This is a genomic window from Gemmatimonas aurantiaca T-27, assembly GCF_000010305.1.
Taxonomy (GTDB): Bacteria; Gemmatimonadota; Gemmatimonadetes; order Gemmatimonadales; family Gemmatimonadaceae; genus Gemmatimonas; species Gemmatimonas aurantiaca.
In genome coordinates, this window is sequence record NC_012489.1 from 3,797,685 (window position 1) to 3,817,406 (window position 19,722).

General features: G+C 64.6%; 14 protein-coding genes. 5 read left to right on the plus strand and 9 right to left on the minus strand.

Going from position 1 to position 19,722, the window contains the following annotated elements:
• Positions 1 to 5 precede the first annotated feature (5 nt).
• Positions 6 to 335 carry a response regulator gene (locus GAU_RS16385; protein ID WP_015895019.1) on the plus strand — a complete coding sequence of 110 codons (330 nt, stop codon included), beginning with the start codon at positions 6 to 8 and terminating at the stop codon, positions 333 to 335.
• Positions 336 to 344: 9 nt separating this feature from the next.
• Here the strand turns inward: GAU_RS16385 and GAU_RS16390 are convergent, their stop codons facing one another.
• Positions 345 to 1,259 carry a serine hydrolase gene (locus tag GAU_RS16390; RefSeq protein WP_015895020.1) on the minus strand — a complete coding sequence of 305 codons (915 nt, stop codon included), beginning with the start codon at positions 1,257 to 1,259 and terminating at the stop codon, positions 345 to 347.
• 144 nt (positions 1,260 to 1,403) lie between these two features.
• A complete protein-coding gene (locus tag GAU_RS16395; RefSeq protein ID WP_015895021.1) occupies positions 1,404 to 2,279 on the minus strand; it encodes an intradiol ring-cleavage dioxygenase in 876 nt (291 codons plus the stop codon).
• 249 nt (positions 2,280 to 2,528) lie between these two features.
• On the opposite strand from GAU_RS16395, the gene GAU_RS16400 reads away from it, so the two are divergent.
• Genes GAU_RS16400 through GAU_RS16410 form a run of 3 tightly spaced genes read left to right on the plus strand, consistent with a single transcriptional unit; the run spans position 2,529 to position 8,318 of the window.
• Entirely contained in the window at positions 2,529 to 3,974 is a 1,446-nt protein-coding gene (locus GAU_RS16400; protein WP_015895022.1) for a nitronate monooxygenase, read from the plus strand.
• A gap of 31 nt (positions 3,975 to 4,005) precedes the next feature.
• Positions 4,006 to 5,577: an aminopeptidase P N-terminal domain-containing protein gene (locus tag GAU_RS16405; RefSeq protein ID WP_015895023.1), complete on the plus strand. Its 1,572-nt coding sequence runs from the start codon at positions 4,006 to 4,008 to the stop codon at positions 5,575 to 5,577.
• Between the two features lie 5 nt (positions 5,578 to 5,582).
• A complete protein-coding gene (locus GAU_RS16410) occupies positions 5,583 to 8,318 on the plus strand; it encodes a S9 family peptidase (protein WP_015895024.1) in 2,736 nt (911 codons plus the stop codon).
• Positions 8,319 to 8,367: 49 nt separating this feature from the next.
• Here GAU_RS16410 and GAU_RS16415 read toward each other — a convergent pair whose 3' ends face one another.
• Positions 8,368 to 9,654, minus strand: coding sequence for a hypothetical protein (locus tag GAU_RS16415; protein ID WP_015895025.1), 1,287 nt, complete (start codon positions 9,652 to 9,654; stop codon positions 8,368 to 8,370).
• Between the two features lie 197 nt (positions 9,655 to 9,851).
• Between GAU_RS16415 and GAU_RS16420 the strand changes: the two genes are divergently transcribed.
• Positions 9,852 to 11,324 (plus strand): hypothetical protein, encoded by a 1,473-nt coding sequence (locus GAU_RS16420; protein WP_169307715.1) that lies wholly within the window; start codon positions 9,852 to 9,854, stop codon positions 11,322 to 11,324.
• 36 nt (positions 11,325 to 11,360) lie between these two features.
• Here the strand turns inward: GAU_RS16420 and GAU_RS16425 are convergent, their stop codons facing one another.
• Genes GAU_RS16425 through GAU_RS16450 form a run of 6 tightly spaced genes read right to left on the minus strand, consistent with a single transcriptional unit; the run spans position 11,361 to position 19,720 of the window.
• The gene (locus tag GAU_RS16425) at positions 11,361 to 12,374 is read right to left on the minus strand and encodes a 3-deoxy-7-phosphoheptulonate synthase (protein ID WP_015895027.1); all 1,014 of its coding nucleotides are present in this window, start codon (positions 12,372 to 12,374) and stop codon (positions 11,361 to 11,363) included.
• Complete coding sequence (locus GAU_RS16430; protein ID WP_015895028.1) at positions 12,367 to 13,131, minus strand: 2,3-dihydro-2,3-dihydroxybenzoate dehydrogenase; 765 nt, start codon at positions 13,129 to 13,131, stop codon at positions 12,367 to 12,369. The genes GAU_RS16425 and GAU_RS16430 overlap by 8 nt, the downstream gene beginning before the upstream one ends.
• Entirely contained in the window at positions 13,128 to 17,126 is a 3,999-nt protein-coding gene (locus GAU_RS16435; RefSeq protein WP_197526003.1) for an enterobactin synthase subunit F, read from the minus strand. Before GAU_RS16435 ends, GAU_RS16430 begins: the two co-directional genes overlap by 4 nt.
• The gene (locus tag GAU_RS16440; RefSeq protein ID WP_015895030.1) at positions 17,116 to 17,364 is read right to left on the minus strand and encodes a phosphopantetheine-binding protein; all 249 of its coding nucleotides are present in this window, start codon (positions 17,362 to 17,364) and stop codon (positions 17,116 to 17,118) included. The genes GAU_RS16435 and GAU_RS16440 overlap by 11 nt, the downstream gene beginning before the upstream one ends.
• The gene (locus tag GAU_RS16445) at positions 17,361 to 18,035 is read right to left on the minus strand and encodes an isochorismatase family protein (RefSeq protein ID WP_015895031.1); all 675 of its coding nucleotides are present in this window, start codon (positions 18,033 to 18,035) and stop codon (positions 17,361 to 17,363) included. The genes GAU_RS16440 and GAU_RS16445 overlap by 4 nt, the downstream gene beginning before the upstream one ends.
• A complete protein-coding gene (locus GAU_RS16450; protein ID WP_041265624.1) occupies positions 18,032 to 19,720 on the minus strand; it encodes a (2,3-dihydroxybenzoyl)adenylate synthase in 1,689 nt (562 codons plus the stop codon). Before GAU_RS16450 ends, GAU_RS16445 begins: the two co-directional genes overlap by 4 nt.
• Positions 19,721 to 19,722 lie beyond the last annotated feature (2 nt).

A 19,722-nucleotide genomic window follows, 5' to 3' on the forward strand; every position in this document is an offset into this window, starting at 1 on the left:
AACGCATGCTCATGCGCTTTGGGCTCAAAGTGACGGCCGCCCCGGATGGCGATCAGGCGCTGGAAGCTCTGCGGGCCACTGCGGAGATCGACGTCGTGCTCACCGATGTGATCATGCCCGGCATGTCCGGTGGCGAGCTGGCGCTACATATCGAACGGGACTATCCCGTGCTGCCGCTCATGTTCATGACGGGCTTTCACGACGACAGCTTCGTACGGGAACGTGTCAACTCGTCGCGGCGGCCATTGCTGTACAAACCGTTCTCTGGTGAAGAACTGGAACGGGCGCTGCGCGCACTGGCGCTTTCGGTTGGCGGGCCAACGCCACCGGCATGATGATGGGGGTCAGCGCGTCGGTCCCTGACGCGGCGCCCAGTGTGCCACGATCGCGGCGCCAATACGACCGATCACCGTATTGCCCTCGGCGTCCATCCAGTACCGCGTGTCCACGTTCTCCTTGGTGAGCACACACGCCACGACCCGGGCTGGCAAGTAGAGTACCCCACAATCGGTGCGCGCGTTGTCCACATCACCAGTCTTGTGGGCTGCACGCACGCCATAGGCGTACCGAAGCAGTTTTGCATCGTCGACATTGCGCGCGAGAATGGCCAACATGGTGGAATCCGCCGACGGACTCACGGCCTTGCCCTGGGCGAGCAGGGTGAAAAGGCGAGCCATCTCATTGGGAGTAGTGACTCCCAGCCCGTATTTGACGGAACTGTCGGGTGCGACGGTACCAATGCGGGTCATCGAGCCGGAATGCACCTTGGTGTGAGGAAGCCCGAGCGCTTCCATCTTCTGCCAGACACGCCGGATCTTGATGCGGTCGAGTACCAGATTGGTGGCGGTGTTGTCGCTCAGCGTCGTCATCAACCACGCGACATCCCACAGCCGCAGGGTGAGCGGCGTGCGCAGGAACTGCAGTTGTCCGGCTCCTCCGACCTTGTCGATCTCGGTGAGCACGATCGGATCATCGAGTGTGAGCTGCTTCTGTTCGGCCAGATCGAACAGCGCCACGAGCACCGGCACCTTGATGAGCGAAGCCGTGGTGAACGTTTCATCACCGCGTCGCTCGAGATGTTCACCGGTCTCGAGATTGGTGATGCTGTAGCCCACCACGCCGCGGTGTGCATCAGCGAGGCTGTCGATGACGCGACGCAGTGACGTCGGCCCGGGTCGCACGGCTTGCGCGGACGCCGGTGAGGCACTCACCAGCAACGCGCCGATGAGGATGGCAGCAAGAGCGGGGAGGAGTCGCATGCCGGGAACATATCGTTTCCCTCAGCGCCTCGCTCCCCGTCTCGCGGAACAGCCTGCCCCTCCGCAGGATGTCCGCCGGATACCCCTCTCCACGTGAGTATCCGGTGTCCTTCACCCGCCGCCTCGTACTGCAGCTTCAATCCATCAGACGGCCACCGCCACCGTGAGTGTGGCCGTGAAGCCTTCCGTGACACTGCCCGTCACCGTCGCCAACTGCAGCGATGCCCCGTCGCTGAAGACGTTGTCGCTGGCCAGGGTGACACCCGCCAGATTGCGCACGCTCGATTCGTATCCGCTGGTGGCATACACCAGGTCACACGTCGCCTTCGGCAGCGCGATCTGTGAGGTGGCCACCTTGTTGCGCACATCGGACGCCGCCGTGAGACTCTGGAACACCTCGAAGTGGATGTGGGGCCAGCGCCCCGCGTAACACCCCGGAAAGATCGTGGTGAAACTCAGACGCCCGTTGGCATCTGCAGCTTGGACACCACGCAGATAGTTTTGGTTGGTTACGCCGGACGAATAGAGCGAGTAGTTCCCCGCTCGGTCGCAGTGCCACAGGTACACGGCCCGATTCGCCAACGGTGAGCAACTGCTCGCCGACACGATGGTCAGGTTGACCGTGAGCGGAATGCCGACCGCCGTGCCACTCAGTCCCGCAAAGCTCGACCGGATATCCGAACGCACCACACCGGTCTGGTTGAGCACATTGGCTCCGTTCGATCCGTCACCCGGATACGGTCCCGCTGTTTCTTCCGGCACTCGACTGCAGGTGCCATTGTTGTTCACCGGTGACACGCCTTCGGTATCGGTACCGGTGCCGGTCACCGCGCTGCTGTCGCTGCAGCCGAGCAACTGCAACGCGCCGAACCCCGCCCCGAGACTGGCCGCCATGCGCAACATCGCCCGTCGATCGATGGTGCGGCCGGTGGCGATCAGATCGCGATGCAACCCACCATGGTCGTCGTGATCATCATGATCGTCGTGTGATGCCGTGGGCGAGAGAATGAGCAGGGACATGATTCGGCGCTCGGGTACGGGATGCGATGCGACGTCATCGTCGCAGGTGTTGTCGTTGGCGTTGTCTTCCAGGTGACACGCACGGGGCAACGCCCCCTATGTGCCATGTGCCACCCCTTCACCACGGTGCGACGTGTGGAAACCCTGACAGCCGTGTCGGGGAATGTGCGAATGCCGACAAGGTGACATGGTGATGCACATTGCGGAGTCACATCCTGCCGGCTTTCCGGTTCCTCTGCACCCCATCCGATGTCCGCTACACTCGTCCCTTCCGTCGCCACGTTGCCTCGCATCATTCAAGGCGGCATGGGCATCGGCGTGTCCAACTGGCGACTCGCCAACGCCGTGTCTTCGCTCGGCCATCTCGGTGTGGTCTCCGGCACCGTGATCGATACCGTGATGGTGCGCCGACTGCAGGATGGCGATCCGGGCGGACATGTACGCCGTGCGCTCGCGCACTTTCCGGTGCCGGCCATCGCGGACGAGATGTTGCATCGGTTTTTCATCGCGGAAGGTCGCGCCCCCGATGCCCCCTATCGTCTGTTGCCCATGTATCGCCAGGTCGTGAGTCGCGCGCGGCAGCGGGTCACGGTGGCGGCCGCGTTTGTGGAGACGTGGTTGGCCCGCGAAGGACATGATGGCGATGTCGGTATGAACTTGCTCACCAAGGTGCAGTTGCCCAACCTGCCCACGCTGTATGGCGCGATGCTCGCCGGTGTGGCCACGATCATCATGGGGGCCGGCATCCCGCGCGAAATCCCCGGTGCGCTCGATGCTCTGTCGGAGCATCGCCCCGCTTCGCTGCGTTTCGACGTGGAAGGCATGCCGCGTGATGTGATCGAGTCGATCACGTTCGATCCCATGGATTTCTGGCACGAGCATGCACCACCGATGACCGTGCTGCGACGTCCGTCGTTCTATCCCGTGGTTTCGGCCGTGTCACTGGCGGCCACGCTGGCCCGCAAGTCGAACGGTCGCGTGGACGGGTTCGTGGTGGAGAGTCCCACCGCCGGTGGGCACAATGCGCCGCCGCGAGGGGACATGCAGCTCGACGCCTCTGGTCAGCCGATCTACGGCGAACGTGATGTGGTGGACTTTGCGCGCATGCGCGACCTGGGCCTGCCGTTCTGGATTGCCGGCGGCTCCGGTACCCCGCGGGGATTCGCGCAGGCGCTCGAACAAGGCGCACAGGGCGTGCAGGTGGGCACCCTGTTCGCCTTCTGCGAAGAGTCAGGCCTCGAGCCGACGTTGCGAACGTCGGTCGTTGAGGCAGTGTGTGCGGGTCGTGCCCATGTGTTCACCGATCCGCTGGCTTCACCCACCGGCTACCCGTTCAAGGTGATTCACGGCGTGGCCGATCTGGCCGACAGCCGTGAACGGGTGTGCGACCTGGGCTACCTGCGCGTAGCCGTGCGCGGTGACGATGGTCGCACGGTGTATCGATGCCCGGCGGAACCGGTCGACGCCTACGTGGCCAAGGGCGGTGACGCCGCTGACTGTGAGGGGCGCCGATGCCTCTGCAACGGCCTGCTGGCGGATGTCGGGCTGGGACAGGTACGAACCGAGGGGGACGAGCCACCACTGGTCACCAGCGGTGACGATCTGGCCTCGGTGGCAACACTGGCCGCTGAGGGGTCATATCACGCAGCAGATGTCATCGCGTGGCTGGAAGGCGGCGTGCAGGCCACGCGCTGACGCCCGCTCCGGTGGGGCGTAGATTGGGCGGATGCACTTTCACAGCCGCCTCTCCGCCCCGCGTCTCCGTGCAGCCATCACCACGGCGTCGCTGACCGCTGCCTTCATGGCGGCCTTGCCCACTACGGTGGGTGCACAGTCTCCCCCGCCGGCGCGACGCCCGGCCACTCGGCCAGCCGCGACGCCCAATCGTGCGGCTGCCGTGGACACTGTCATCACGCAGGCCGAGGTGTCGGCCCGACGCGCAGCCCTCGCGGAGAAGGTCGAGAATGGCGTGGTGCTGTCCTACGGTGGCCGCGCGCTCGTGCACGACTTCAGCACCTTCTATCAGCTCTCGGCCTTCCGTTATCTCACTGAGCTGAATGAGCCCGACCATGCACTGGTCATGGTGGTGCGCGACAAGCAGGCGCAGAGCACCCTGTTCCTGACACCGCTCGACCCGCGCACGGCGTTCTACTACGGACAGCGGGTCGACACCGCGTCCAGCCTGGCCCGATACGGCATGCCGGGACGTTCCTTCGCCGCCCTCGCCGGCGTGCTCGACTCCCTGGCCGGTACGGGGTTGCCGTTCTACAACATCCCCGATGTGGAGACGATGGACTTTGCGCGCGACGATTCGCTCACGCGTGGCCAGGAAACGGTCAAGTCGCTGTCGCGCAAATTCCCGAACCTGGCCATCCGCAATGGCATGGCGTTGGTGTTGCAACTGCGGGCGAAGAAGTCTCCGGCCGAACTCGCACTGATTCGCCGCGCCGCCGAGATCAGCGCGGAAGGCCATCGCGCCGCCATGCTCACGGCCAACCCACAGGCCGAGTACGAGCTGCGCGCTGCGATCGAGTATGAGTTCACGCGTCGGGGCGCCGAACGTCCTGCGTACGGTTCCATTGTGGGTGGCGGATACAACGGCACCACCCTGCACTACATGAAAGACAGCGACCCCGTGAAGCCGGGGGATCTGGTGGTCATGGACGCCGGCGCCGAATTCCGCGGATATGCAGCCGACATTACGCGCACGATTCCGGTGAGCGGCACGTTCACGCCGGCTCAGCGCAAAGTGTATCAACTCGTGCGCGATGCCCAACACGTAGCCGAGCAGATGTCGAAGGTTGGCATGAGTGTGCGGGCGGCGGCCGATTCGTCGGTGGCCGTGCGCACACGTGGACTGGCCGCGCTGGGCCTCATCGAGAGCGAAGAAGCCACCTTCGATCCGCCGTGGGCCGTCAACTGCACGACCAATCCGGCACCATGTCGTCAGGCCAACCTTTGGATGATTCATGGCATCACACACGGCATCGGCCTCGCGGTGCACGACCCGATGCAGGGCGCCGGGCGCGACGCGACCTTCCAGGTGGGTGATGCGTTCACCATCGAACCCGGCATCTACATCAGCACCCGGGCGCTCGCGGTACTGCCTGATACGCCGAAAAATCGCGCCTTCATCGCCAAGGTGAAGGCCGTGGTGCAGCAGTACGAAAACACGGGCGTCCGCATCGAGGACGACTACGTGATCACCGAAAAGGGGCTCGAACGAATTTCCCTCGTGCCTCGTGAGATCGACGAAATCGAAGCGTTGATGAAGCGCCGCCGTACCATCCAACCCTGACCCGCATGCGTCGAACCACCGCTCCATTCGTTCCCGCGGCCCTGCTGCTGGGCGCCGCTCTCGGTGCACAGCCAAAGCCCACGGTCACACCGGCCGACTTTGCTCAGTGGGAAGTACCCGGTGCTCCGCGCATCTCCCCCCGTGGTGACTGGACCGCGCTGCCGATCTCGCGTCTGAACGACGACAACGAAGTCCGTCTCATCGGCGGGCCGCGCGACACCACCATCGTGGTTCCCTTCGGCTCACCGGTGACATTCGGGGCCTCCAACGAGTGGGTGGGCATGCTGATCGGCATGTCCACGGCGGAGCGCGAACGGCTCACCAAAGAGAAGAAGCCCATTCGCAACAGTGTGCAGTTGCGCAATCTCGCGAATGGTCAGGTGATCACCGAAGCCGAAGTCAGCGGCTTCACGTTCAGCGCCAACGGCCGCTACGCCGCGCTCACGCGATACCCCGCCGAAGGCAAGCAGGTTTCGGATGTGGTGGTGTACGATCTGGCCCGTGGGACGCGCCTCACGTTCTCCTCGGTCCGTGAGCACACCTGGGCCGATGCGGCTGGCGCGGGCGGAGCGCTGCTGGCACTGGCCATCGACGGCGACGGCTCGTCCGGTCATTCAGTGCAACTGTATGATGCGGCCGGCAACTCCCTGCGTGTACTGGAGAATGGCGGCGCCCCGTATCGGGCACTCGCCTGGCGTCGGCAGTCGCTGGAATTCGCCGCCCTGCGTGGTGTGGTGGACAAGGCATTTCGCGACACGGCGTATGTGGTGCTCAACTGGCGCGATGTGACGGCAACGGCCGCGCCGCGGACGCTGGATGGATCGAAGGCCACAGGATTCCCCGCTGGCGTCCGCATTGCGGAACACCGACGGCCGTCCTGGTCGCGGGATGGACAGGTGCTGTTCTTCGGCACGCGCCCGCGTCTCACCGTAGCCGACGCCATCAAGAAGAGCGCCGAGAAAGTTTCCGACGTGGAGATCTGGCACACCAATGATGTGCGCATGTTCGCGCAGCAGAAGGTGCAGGAAGCGCAGGACCTGCGTAGCACGCTGCTGGCAGCGTGGCGTGCCGATGATCGTGTGGTGCCGGTGGGCACTGATCTCAATGAGCAATCGGCGGCGCTGGAAAGCGGACGCTGGGCCACGGAGATCGATCGCAAGCCGTATCCGTGGGAATGGAAGTTCGGCCGCAACGTGCAGGACGTGTATGCCGTGAACCTGGAAACAGGCGCACGCAGCAAGGTGCTCGAACGGGTGCGTCACTACTACGGCGGCGACCCGACGGGCACGAAGCTCGCCTGGTCCGATGGTCGCGACTATTGGGTCGTCGATCTTGCCTCGGGGAAGCGCACCAACCTCACGGCATCGGTGACACGTGGCGGCAAGGCGGACTTCGTCGACCATGACGACGATCATCCCACCGATATCCCCCACATCTTTCCGATCGTGGCGTGGAGCAAGCAGGGCGATGCGCTGCTGGTGAACGACACACATGACGTGTGGCGTTTGGCCGCCGATGGCAGCGCTGCCACCCGCCTGACCAACGGCGCCCGCGAACAGGTGGCCCACCGCCTGGTCAGTGCGGCCGGGTTCAATGCGTCGGTCGTCGACCGCGCGGTGGACCTGTCGGCGCCGCAGTACTTCGCCCTCACCGGACGGCAAACCAAGCAGAGTGGCTACGCCCGTCTCAATGCCGATGGCACCGTGCAGCGGCTGCTGCTGATCGATGCCGGGCACTCGGGATTTGTGCGCGCCGACAGCGCCAATGTGGTGGCGTTCCTGCGCCAACGGTACGACACGTCACCCAATGTGTTCGTGGGTGCCGATCCCGCGTCTGCCAAGGCCGTCACCGCCACCAACCCACAGCAATCGAAGTTCGCGTGGGGCAAGGTGGAGCTGATGAACTTCCGCAGCACGATCAACGTGCCGCTGCAGGCGCTGCTGTACTATCCGGCCAACTACGACCCGGCCAAGAAGTACCCGCTCATTGTCTACACGTACGAGCGGCTCACGCAGGGGCTGCATGGCTACATCGCCCCCAACAATCGCAACTACTACAACGCCACGGTGTTCTCGCAGGAAGGCTACTTCGTGCTGATGCCCGACATCGTGTTCCGGCCGCGTGAACCGGGGATCGGCACCAAGTACGCCGTGGAACCGGCGGTACGGACCCTGATTGCGAAGGGGTTGGTGGACGCCAAGCGGGTGGGCCATGTTGGCCACTCACAGGGCGGCTACGAAGCGGCGTATCTCGCCACTCACAGCAACCTGTTCCAGACCACTATCGTGGGCTCCGGCATCACCGACATGATCAGCTTCGCGGGCCAGTTGCATTGGAGTGGCGGCACGGCGGAGTTCGATCACTGGGAGACCGGTCAGTTCCGCATGCAGGTGGCGCCGTGGGAAGACATGAAGGCCATGCTCGACAACTCACCCCTCGCGCGGGTGCATCAGATGCAGGCCAAGAGCATGCTGATCGAAATCGGCAGCGACGACGGCACGGTGGATCCGCGGCAGGGTTCGCTGTTTTACAACTACGCCCGCCGCGCCGGCAAACATGTCGTGATGCTCACCTACCCGGGCGAAGGCCACGGCCTCACCAAGCGTGAGAACCAGCGCGACTACCAGACGCGCATTCTCGAGTGGTTCGGACACTACCTCAAGGGTGAACCGGCCGCGAAGTGGATCACCAACGGCCAGACCGCACTCGAACGTCGCGCCATTCTCGACGCGAACAAGTAAGCGCGAACGCGTGGAGCAGGACGCCCTGAGCGCAGCCCAACCGGCCGCCTCAGGGCGTTCGCATTTTGGTGAACTCCGGCTTGGTGGCCGTGAGGATCTCCAATACCACGCGCCGGTCTTCGGCGGGAATGTTCTGCAGGTCCGGCGTGCGATCAGTCCCCCGGAGAATGCCATCGAGACGCACGTAGATGGCGCGCTTGGCGATCTCCGGCAGCGCATCGAACGCTTCCGAATGAATCAGAAAACTGAGCGGATACTTGAACAACCGCTTCTCGAGATCCAGCGCCCGCAGTGACCGACCCTGCGGATCCCGCGGCCCATGGGCCATGAAGTCCGTCGCAAAAGTGGTCGTGCCACGAACCGGTCCTTCGAGCGGAGCAGCATTCACGAACAACATGCCACGCACCAGTGTCTCCACCGCCCCCCGTAGTCGGGGCGAGACCTGCGGGGTCTGGGCGCGCGTCTCCGGTGGAGCAATGGCCGCTTCGAGCAATGCTTCCCGGGCCGCTTCATGCGTGGCGGTGATGAGATTGTGCATGATCGTCTGGTGCGTGAGCACCAGGATCGCGACGATATCGCTCTGGGTCGTCAGGTAGTACGTGGAATCGAACTTGCCCGCGAGGCTGGTGAGGGCGCTCTCGGTGCGCATGTTGAACTGCGTGCGATACTGGGCCTTGTCAGCCACCTGATGACCCAACACGGGCGCATACACATTGCCCGAGTGCCCGATCGTGCCGTGCGTGCCGGTCACATACCACCCACCGAATCGCTGGCGTACCGGCGTGGCATCGGTGGTGGCCCCTTCATGCACGCCGGTGATGGGATAGCCGTGCCGATCGACCAACGTGGAGAGCACCATGAAGCCCGGCACGCCACCGGTGACACTGCGTGACTGATGACACATCAGGCAGGTCGTGGTTTCTCGCGCGAATCGCGGCTTGGGACGCACGGCCTGACCAAACGTGTAGAAACGCGCGCCCGCCGTGGGGTGCACGGCCGCGATCTCCAGGAAATCGCTGTCGAACACATAGCCCACATACACATCGTCGTTGAAGTACAACGCCCGCGGCGACCACGGCGTGATCTTGTCCGTCTGCAGGCTGGTCCGGGAGAACACCAGCGTCTGCGACGACGACGGGATATCGAGCGCCTTCAGCACCGCCGGCAGATACCCGAGCACCGAATCATGGGCGAGCGTCAACGTGCCCGCTTCCAGTTTCGCTTGCAGGCGCATGACCGGATCGAGCGCCGTGGTGTCCTGTGCCATCACGGGGCGTGTGAGGCCAGCCGCCCCGGCCAGTACCACGGCCGCTATCCAACCTCGGAGTGCACGCATATCCGATAAAAGTGGGTGATTAGATACTTGTATTAAAGACTACGCACGGCCAGCGCTTTTCGCTCGAAGGGCAGTTCGTCCCGGGAATCGGGCAATCGCATCGCCGAGTGGCATATGCGCGGGACCAGAGGTGAAACTGGCGCGTCGGGTGCGCGTGGTGAGAAGAGGAGTACTGTCCTCCCACTATTTCCTTCCCAATGCCAACGCTCCGGAGCCGCCTGCCCATGGCGGCATCACTCTCGCGCTCCCTGCTGGTCGCCGTCACCGCTGCGGCAATCCTCCCCCTCAAACCGCTCTACGCTCAGCCGGGCAATGACCCGCGCGCCGAGGCCGTCGTGGCACGCTCCCTGGCTCGCATGGGCGGCGACAGTCTGTTGAATGCGGTCACGTCCGTTCGCATGGATGTCATGACCCAGTGGCAACGGATCGGCTTCTCCGATCTGCCCTATGCCGACGCCCCGTCGTACGAACGCCATACGGAACTGCGCAACTACACGACGAAGAGCTGGCGCAATACGCGCTACTTCCTGCCCAGTCCTTCCATCGCGGTCGATGTGGTGCGCGATACGGTCGGCGCACGCTGGCTCTCCCAGCCCAACGGGCCGAGGTCGATCACACCGCTCAACATCGCCTACGTCGATGAACGTCGGGAACTGTTCGCGTTTGCCCCCGAGCGCACCCTGCAGCAGGCACGGGCGTCCGGCACCCTGCGACTGTTGACCGACACCACACTGGGTGGTGTGCCACATGCCCGTGTGCGTGGTACGGTCGATGGATTTCCGGCCACCTGGTTCCTGCATCGGAGCACGCATCTGCTCTCCATGATCCGCTTTTCGGCCGACGAGACCAATGATTTTGGGCTCGCACCGTGGGCCCGACAGGACGTCGAGATCTGGTACTCCGGATGGACGCGATACAATCCCGGTGTGCTCATCGCACGGCAGCGGGATGTCCGTCGTGTGGGTCGTCCGTACAAGCGCATGACGGCCATGGTGGTCGCGGTGAATGCACCGGCACCGGCCGATTCGTTTGCCATCCCCGACAGCGCTGTGACGCGGTATCTCGCCACTGAGCGCCGTCCGATGTGGCAGGTGTCGCTCGACTCCGTACAGATCGTGGAGAATGCGTTCGCCAATTTCCCGCCCTTCATCGGCAGCATTGGGGCGGTACGCATTGGGGGGCAGTGGGTGCTGCTGGAAACGGCGCAGACCGAAGGGGCCGTCGACATCGTGCACAACTGGCTCGCCAAACAAACCGGAGCGGGAGCATCGGTGGCGATCGTCGCCCGCCCGGTGAGTGGGAATGGCGGTGTGCGTTGGTTTGCCGCGAAACAGCGTCCGCTCTATGTGGCCCCGGGCGCCGCGACGTCGGTGCGCCGCATGACCGGAGCGGCCAACGCAGCCCGTGCCACCGTGGTCTCGAAGACCCAATGGGTGCGCATCGGCAGCGATTCGGTGTTGATCACACCATTCGAGGTGCCGGACTTTGGTGTGGCACTCGCCGTGTATTCACCCACCCTGCGCTGGCTGTACACACCGTTTGTGGGCGTGCCTACCTATCAGGTCGAACATGATGTGATCATGGCCGACCTCAAGCGTCGACAGTTGCCCGTGGAATGGATGGGCACCACGCGCGCCTTGCGCACGGCGGCCCCGCGTCCGACCAACTGACACGGCACACGCCTACGCATTCAAGCGCGACACCGACTACCCGAGGGCGCGCGCCAGCTCCCGCAGCAGCCGGCGCGTGTCTTCGAGACTGACACAGGCATCCGTGATGCTCTGACCAGGACGCATCGGCACACCAGGCACGAAGAGCTGACGCCCCTCCTCGAGATGACTCTCGAGCATGATGCCCAGCACATGGGTCATGTCCTCATTGCGTCCTTGTACCCGTCGGATGATGTCCTCGAGCACCACCGTCTGCGCACCGGACGGCCCGGCGTTGCCGTGCCCACAGTCGATCATGACACGCGGCACGAGCCGCTCCCGGGCCACCGCTGCGCTTGCGACATGCACCGAATGCCGATCCGCATTCGGTCGCGTTCCACCTCGCAGGATCAGGTGCGTGTCCGGGTTGCCGGGTGTCTGACGCACCGCGGCACGCCCATCATCGTCGATCGTCAACACCCGATGGGTGGCACCGGCCGAGATCATCCCGTTGATCGCGGCCGTGACATCGCCGCTGGTGCTGTTCTTGAACCCCACCGGGCACGCCAGCCCAGACGCCATCTGGCGGTGCAGCGGGCTCTCCACCGTGCGAGCGCCGATGGCACTCCACGCCACCAGATCTTGCAGGTAGTCGGCCACGACCGGGTCCACAAATTCGGTGGCCACTGGCAACCCCATGGCGTTGATCTCTTCGAACAACGCTCGGGCAATGCGCAGTCCGTCGTTCACCCGACCACTGCCATCGAGCCCCGGATCATGCAACAGACCGGTCCATCCGAGTCGCGTACGCGGCTTTTCCACGTACACACGCATCACCAGTAGCAGGGAGGACGAGACCTCCTGCTGCAGCGCGTGCAACTGCGCGGCGTACTCACGCGCCGCGTCCACATCGTGCACCGAGCAAGGCCCCACCACCACCAACCAGCGGCGATCGGCTCCGTGCAGAATCTCGCGAATATCCGCACGGGCGCGCTCCACCGTGCCCTGGGTTGCATCCGACAGCGGCACCGCATCCCGCAGTGCGTGGGGAGTCGGTAGTGCATCAACCATGCAATGATGCTCCGCCATCGACAAAAAGCTCGTTCATCGTGATATGTCCGGCACGATCAGACAGCAGGAACAACACTGCGTCAGCGACATCACGCGGCTCGGCGAGTTTCGCGAGTGGGATGCCGATCTTGAATTGGGCGGGTGACCCCGCGATCACACTGTCCATACCATGTTCGGCCAACATCGCCTCCAACATGGGGGTTCTCGTCGAACCCGGCGACACCACATTGCATCGCACGCCAAAGGGCGCGAGCTCGAGGCCGAGACTGCGGGTGAAAAGGGAAGCGGCCGCCTTGGACGCTCCATAGGCGGCCATGCCCTGGCGCGGGACACCGCCGGCGTTCGAGGCCACCGTGACTATACTGCCCTGGCGCTCGGTCATCATGTGCCGCGCCAAGGCGCGCGACAGGTTGAACACGCCGGTGGTGTTGACGGCAAACAGTCGATCCCATTGGGTGTCGTCGGTATCCACCACGGATGCCGTATGCAACACACCAGCCACGTTCACGCCGAACCTCACCGGTCCCCATTCAGCGATGGTCTGTGCGACCAGCGCTTCCACCGCAGCCGACTGCGACACATCCACCGCGAAGGCACGATAGCGCGAGTCATCCGCGTCGGTCCGCGTTGGGATCTGCTGATCGAACGCCACCACGCGCGCTCCGGCGTGCAGGAGCGCCGACACCACCTCGGACCCGATGCCACCCGCTGCACCACTCACGATCGCGACGCCACCGACCAGACCGGGATGGGTCATTGGACCACCACCGTGAGGGGTTGCAGCCCGGCGTGCATAAGTGCCGCAATGCGGGGCGCATGTTCAGGGCTTGTCATGTGTGCATGCAACGAAGGGATATCATGAGCGTCGATCGTCTGGGCGTACGGCTCCCACTCCGTCGCCAGATACGAACCGTCTCCGTGATCGAGCGCAGCGCGCAGGTGCAGGAGCGTACCGTCGAAACGGCGCTGCACATGCCCGCGCACCAGGCGGTTGTTCGACTCCACCACACGCAGAACGCCGGCCAGGGTGTCGTCGGACAGTGTGCCCAGCGGATGGCCGGTGTGTCGGAGCAGACAGATCACGCTTTCGAGATTCCGATCAGCCTGCGCGAACGACGCCGGATCGATCCCGGCGATGAGCAGCAGCGCATCGAGAGCGGCGCCGTCAGCCGGGGGCGGCGCAAGGCGCCAGTGGTCGGCGGGATACGCATCGAGCAGTGCCACGACACCCACGGCAGCACCGGCTTCCTGCAATTGCACAGCCATCTCCTGAGCGATGATCCCCCCCACCGACCACCCGGCGAGGTGGTACGGACCGGCCGGCTGGATCTCGCGCACGCGCTGCACATAGGTCGATGCCATGTCGCGCAGTGTGGATGGCTGCGCACCTCCGAGCAGGTCCGCCTGCAGACCATACACCGCACGCGGTTGCATCATGACCCGACCCAGGGCGGCGTAACACCACGAGATGCCACCCGCCGGATGAATGCAGAAGAGCGGCGCGTGGTGCGGCGCCACGCCATCCCGCACGCCATCGGCGAGCAACACCACCGTCCCCAAGCCTTCGGCCTGCGCACGCTCGTGGGCGCGCAATGGCAGCGCCTCATCGAGATAACGGGCAAAACGCGACACCGTGGGATTGGCGAAGAGCGCGCCGATACCAGCCGAAAGCTGTCGCTCTGCACGCAGCCGCACCATCACGCGGGCGGCCAGCAGCGAGTGCCCACCCAGAAGAAAGAAGTCGTCGTCGGCATGCAGCGTGGTGACATCGAGCTGCAGCAGCTCGGCAAACAACGCCGCCACCTGGTGTTCCGTCGCGGTGGACAACGAACGTCCAGCCCCCACGATGTGTTCAGGCATCGGCAATGCCTTGCGATCGAGCTTGCCACTCGATGTCAGTGGCACTGTGTCCACTGCCATGACATACGACGGCACCATGGCTTCGGGCAGTCGCGTCTGCAGCAACGCACGCAGTCCGTCCGCATCGGGCGAGTTCGCACCGATGGCCGGCATCACGTACGCCACCAATCGTGTCTCACCATCGGGCATGACGCGTGGTACCACATGGGCCTGCGCGTATCCGCCGATGCTCATGATCGCCGATTCGATCTCGCCCGGTTCGATGCGTACGCCGCGGATCTTCACCTGGTGGTCGGATCGGCCGAGATAGGTCAGGGCTCCATCGGCACGCCACATGGCCTTGTCGCCCGTCAGGTACATCCGTGCGCCCGACACAAACGGATCTGCAATGAAGCGTTCGGCCGTGAACTCCGGGCGATTGAGATAGCCGCGCGCGAGCTGCACACCGGCGATGTAGAGATCGCCCGCCACACCCGGCGGCACCGGCCGCAGGCGCGCATCGAGCACATACATCGCGGTGTTCCACACAGGGAAACCGATGGGCACCGGATCACTGCGATCGTCTCGACTGGCGGGCCAGTAGGTGACATCCACCGCCGCTTCCGTGGGACCGTACAGATTGTGCAGTTCGGCCGCATACAACCCATGGAAACGATCCCGTTGCTCCGCCGTGAGGGCCTCCCCACTGCAGAACACCTGACGCAGCGACGATACCGGTCGCGGCGCACCTTCCTGTTCAGCCAGAAAGGCCGACAGCATCGACGGCACGAAGTGCGTGACAGTGATGCCTTCGTCATCGATCACACGCGCCAGCCACGCCGGGTCACGGTGCGACGCCGGAGGCGCCATGACCAAGGTTGCGCCTGCCATAAAGGGCAGGAACAGCTCCCAGACCGACACATCGAAGGTCACCGGTGTCTTCTGCAGAATGCGATCCGTCGCACCGATGCCGTAGTGCGTACGCATCCATTCGAGGCGATTCACGATGGCCGCGTGTTCCACCACCACACCTTTCGGAACGCCGGTGGATCCCGACGTGAAGATCACGTAGGCGGCGTCGGAGCACCCCGGCCGCTCCGGTCGTGCATCGGCACGCGCCTGTGCAGAGGGCACGGCTATCACACCGTCCTGCACCTGCAACTGTGGCAGCGCATCAGGAAGTGTCGACGCGAAGGCCGCACTGGCCACCAGCAACCGCGGCTTGGCCTCGCGCATCATCACATCCACGCGTTCGATCGGCTGGTCCGATTCGATCGGCATGTAGGCAGCGCCGACCCGCAGTACCGCCAACATCACCACCGACAAGTCGAGTGAGCGCGGAATCGCCAATGCCACGACATCGCCCCGCTGCACACCGGCGGACGCCAGGGACACGGCAGCCGCAGTGACCAGCGTGTCGAGCTGCGCATAGGTGACGGTGCGACCATCGGCCCGCAATGCTGGCGCATCCGGCGCGCGCCGCATGGCATCGTCGATGAGGTCGATCAGCGTGACGGACGGCACGACATGCGCCGTATCGTTCACCGTGTGCACCCACTGCTGATGCTCGGTGTCGGTCAGTGTGGGGACCGAAGCGAGTGTGTGGGCCTGCACGGCGCGCTGCAGGAACGTGGAGAGCCGCGTCAGATGCGCGTCCACCTCGGCCACCGAATACCGATCCGGGTTGGCCTCGAATTCGAGGCGTGCGACCGTACCCGGCACATCACGACTCGGCGCTCCACCACGCACGGCGATGGCCAGATCATCGACCGGTCCGGTGCCGAGCACCAGGTGGTTGCTCTGCACACCACGCAGCGTCACCGCTTCTTCAAATGGCAACACATTGACGATCGGACCGTGCACGTGTCGATCACCACCAATCAGGTGCAAGTCGCGGCGCAACTGTTCACTGCGATACCGGCCATGTTTGCGGGCCATGCGCAGTCGATCCGATACGTCGGCCACCAGTGCGCGCATCTCCTGGGATTCATCGATCACCAGGCGCATGGGCAGCACGTTCATCGTCATCGTTGGCACGCGCGCGGCGGGCGTGCCGAGGCGACCCATATAGGGAACGCCGATGACGATTTCTTCACTGCCGGTGTGACGCGTGAGATACGCGGCGACCAACGTCACCAGCACATCGGGCCATGGCACTTCCGCTTCCTCGGCCACGGCCTGCACGGCCTCGATGACCGTGGCCGGCAGCGCGGCAGAGGCCATGTGTGCGGCCCGAGCGGCTGGGGCGCGCGACGCGGACAGCGACGTGATCTCCGGCAGTCGCACGAACTGCTCGTGCCAATACCGGCGATCGCGTTCCCGCAGAGCGCCGGCACGGTATCGGGCATCGTCGGCCTGGACATCGACAATCCGCCCCATGGTCATGCCGGTGGGTTCGTCGTCGCCTCTGTCATACCACTCGCTGATGCGCCGCATCAACAGCAGTGTGCCGTACCCGTCGATCAGGATGTGGTGCACCCCTTGGTACCACAGCCAATGCGCGGGCCCGAGCACATACAGACGCTGCACCACCAGCGCGTCCCGATCGAGCGCGCGGGCGCGGTCCATGTCCGCGCGGATGGCCATCATCGCCACCGCGTGTGGGTCGGCCTGCGACGCAAGGTCCACCACGTCCAGCACCGGGACCTGCGCGTGCATCACCTGACGCGGACCATCGAGCGTATCGATGATCTGCACCTGCAACCCAGGCGCTTCCGCCAATGCGCGCTCGATGGCACGGGCAAAGCGCGGCACGTCGAGCGCGCCGCGCAGCTCAACGGCATGTGCGGTGTTGTAGCCTGGATGCGTAGGATCGGCCTGCGAAGCGTACCAGATGCCTTCCTGGGCTTCGGTCAGCGTCACCGCTCCAGCCACATCGCCGGCCATGTCGCCGTCGGCGATATCAGCCGTCATGCTCCGCACCACCCGCAGACGCGAGCAGTCCCCACCAGTACGAAAGCTGCGGCCGCTCCGCGAGCTGCGCGAAGTCGACCTGAAGACCCGCGCGTTGCCACTGTAGCGTCAGCGCCATCAGGCGAATGGAGTCGAGCCCCCAGTCGACGAGATTGTCCTCGTCGCCGATCTGCGAGACTTCTTCTCGGAGGATGTCCGCCACGGCCTGGCGCATCCCATTGAACGTGATGGCCGTCATGACGTGGTCACCTCCGTTCCCGAGAGCGCTGCAACAATCTGCGTGGTGTCCTGCACCACCGCGCAGCGTGACGCCGCGTAGGTGATGGCCTGATCGTGGTGCGCACGGGAAAAATCGCCAATGGCATCGGAAACCAGGAACGGCTCGATATCCCGCATGAAGGCGTCGGCTGCCGACAGCAGGCATCCGATGTGCCCATACACGCCACAAACGATCAACTGTGACCGACCACGCGCGCGCAGCATTTCTTCGAGTGGCGTGCGCTGAAAGGCACTGTACCGCCACTTGGTGAGCACATGATGCCCGGCGCCGGGCCGCAACGCCGGGATGATGGCCGCCTGCTCGGCCGTCGCCATGCCCGTTCCCCAGAACTTTGCCTGCAGGCCGCGGTCGCGCTGATCCTGAGCCGCATGTTGCGCCGTGTAGAACACGGGCACTCCCTGCGCATCACAGGCATCACGCAACCGCGCGATATTGGCGACCACCGCCTCGACAGGCGCCTCACCCGACGCAAAGGCATCCACGAAGTACTGCTGCATATCGTGGATGAGCAACGCGACGCGATCCGTCTGGACACGCCACGGCGCCACCACCGGCGGCAACTCGTCGGCGGTAGGCATCACATACGAGCCGATGCGAGGCAGCTTGGCACTGCTTGGAGCATTACTCATGACACGCGAGAATCAGGAGTGGAAACAGGTGCTGCGGCGGCCGTGGCCTGCTCTGCCGCGAGTGCGCGCAGCGCACCACGCAGATCCTTGCGACTGGTCTTGCCGACACCGGTGGACGGGAACGCGTCCACGAACACGATTTGATCAGGCACCTTGTACGCGGCCAGCCCCCGATTGCGGATCCACGACTTGAGCACCGGCGGGGGCACGCGTTCGGCGCGTGGGATCACGAACGCGCAGGATCGCTCGCCGAGATAGTCGTCGGGCACCGATACCACCACGGCATCGAGGACGGCCGGGTGCGCCACGAGGTGATCTTCCACTTCCTCGGGAGACACCTTCTCGCCTCCCCGATTGATCTGATCGGTGGCTCGGCCATGCACCACGAGATACCCGGCAGCCGTACGGCTCACGAGATCACCGGTGCGATAGAAGCCGTCATCGGTGAAGGAGCGCGCATTGGCCGCGGCATTCTGGTAGTAACCGCGGATGGTATAGGGGCCACGGGTCTGCAGGTGACCGATGGCACCCGGTGCGACCGGTACATCATCATCGTCCACGATGCGCAGTTCATCGTCCGCACTGATGGGGCGCCCCTGTGTGTTGCAGATGGTGTCGACATCGTCGTCGAGACGAGTGTAGTTCACCAATCCCTCTGCCATGCCGAACACCTGCTGCAACGTGGCGCCGAGCGTCGGCGTGACCCGTGCCGCAATCGCCGGCGTCAGCTTCGCCCCTCCCACCTGCAACACTTCGAGGCTCGACAGGTCTGCCGATGTGATCGCCTTGGCCTCCAGCCACATCAATGCGATGGGTGGCACGGCAGCAGCGATGGTCACCCGTTCCTGTTCGATCAATGCAAAGGCCACGTCGGGTGCCGGCGATGGACTGAGCACAATGCAGGCGCCAGCGTCCAATGCGCCGAGAAACCCGGGTGAACTCATCGGAAAATTGTGCGCCACCGGCAGCACGACCAGATACACCGACGCCGGTGAGAGACCGCAGATCGTCGCGCTCTCCCGTACGCTGTACAGATAGTCGTCGTGGGTGCGAGGGATCAATTTCGACAGTCCTGTGCTTCCACCCGACAATTGCAGGAACGCCACCGACGAGGACGGCGGATCGATCAGCAACGACAGATCGTCGCCACGGAACGCGTCCAGCGACTCGAGATCCGGATCGTCCTGCTCCACGACGCCGGCAACGACCACGTGGCGCACGGTCGCATGCGAAGCCCGCAGCGATCGCCCCAGCGTGCGATAGTCGAACTTCTCATGTACCGCCGGAATGACATACGCCACCGCACCGGACACCGTGGCGATGTTGTCGATCTCGGTCTGACGATGGGCCGGCAGGGCAAATACGGGCACGATACCCGCCCGAATGAGCCCAAGCATCACTGCCAGGAACTCGGGGACATTGGGCAACTGCACCACCACCCGTTCCCCCGGTTGCACACCACGCGCTAAAAAGCCCGCCGCCACGCGGTCCGCTTCCTGATCGAGACGCGCGTAGCTCCATCGGGTGCTGCCGCCCACAACGGCGGTGCGCTCAGCATGCTGCGCGGCGCGCGCGCGCAACCAGGCGCCGATGGACTCGCCCTGCCAGTAGCCCGCGTCGCGATACCGGGTCGCATCGGCGACCGGCCATTCCTGCGTGGGCACTCCAGGCACCGATGTCGGCATAA

What these genes read in the sequence shown, in the direction of transcription:
- GAU_RS16415 (WP_015895025.1), bottom strand. Translation starts at nt 9,654, where the DNA reads ATGCGTGCACTCCGAGGTTGGATAGCGGCCGTGGTACTGGCCGGGGCG.
- GAU_RS16405 (WP_015895023.1), top strand. Translation starts at nt 4,006, where the DNA reads ATGCACTTTCACAGCCGCCTCTCCGCCCCGCGTCTCCGTGCAGCCATC.
- GAU_RS16440 (WP_015895030.1), bottom strand. Translation starts at nt 17,364, where the DNA reads ATGACGGCCATCACGTTCAATGGGATGCGCCAGGCCGTGGCGGACATC.
- GAU_RS16425 (WP_015895027.1), bottom strand. Translation starts at nt 12,374, where the DNA reads ATGGTTGATGCACTACCGACTCCCCACGCACTGCGGGATGCGGTGCCG.
- GAU_RS16420 (WP_169307715.1), top strand. Translation starts at nt 9,852, where the DNA reads ATGCCAACGCTCCGGAGCCGCCTGCCCATGGCGGCATCACTCTCGCGC.
- GAU_RS16385 (WP_015895019.1), top strand. Translation starts at nt 6, where the DNA reads ATGCTCATGCGCTTTGGGCTCAAAGTGACGGCCGCCCCGGATGGCGAT.
- GAU_RS16450 (WP_041265624.1), bottom strand. Translation starts at nt 19,720, where the DNA reads ATGCCGACATCGGTGCCTGGAGTGCCCACGCAGGAATGGCCGGTCGCC.
- GAU_RS16430 (WP_015895028.1), bottom strand. Translation starts at nt 13,131, where the DNA reads ATGACCCATCCCGGTCTGGTCGGTGGCGTCGCGATCGTGAGTGGTGCA.
- GAU_RS16410 (WP_015895024.1), top strand. Translation starts at nt 5,583, where the DNA reads ATGCGTCGAACCACCGCTCCATTCGTTCCCGCGGCCCTGCTGCTGGGC.
- GAU_RS16435 (WP_197526003.1), bottom strand. Translation starts at nt 17,126, where the DNA reads ATGACGGCTGATATCGCCGACGGCGACATGGCCGGCGATGTGGCTGGA.
- GAU_RS16395 (WP_015895021.1), bottom strand. Translation starts at nt 2,279, where the DNA reads ATGTCCCTGCTCATTCTCTCGCCCACGGCATCACACGACGATCATGAT.
- GAU_RS16445 (WP_015895031.1), bottom strand. Translation starts at nt 18,035, where the DNA reads ATGAGTAATGCTCCAAGCAGTGCCAAGCTGCCTCGCATCGGCTCGTAT.
- GAU_RS16400 (WP_015895022.1), top strand. Translation starts at nt 2,529, where the DNA reads ATGTCCGCTACACTCGTCCCTTCCGTCGCCACGTTGCCTCGCATCATT.
- GAU_RS16390 (WP_015895020.1), bottom strand. Translation starts at nt 1,259, where the DNA reads ATGCGACTCCTCCCCGCTCTTGCTGCCATCCTCATCGGCGCGTTGCTG.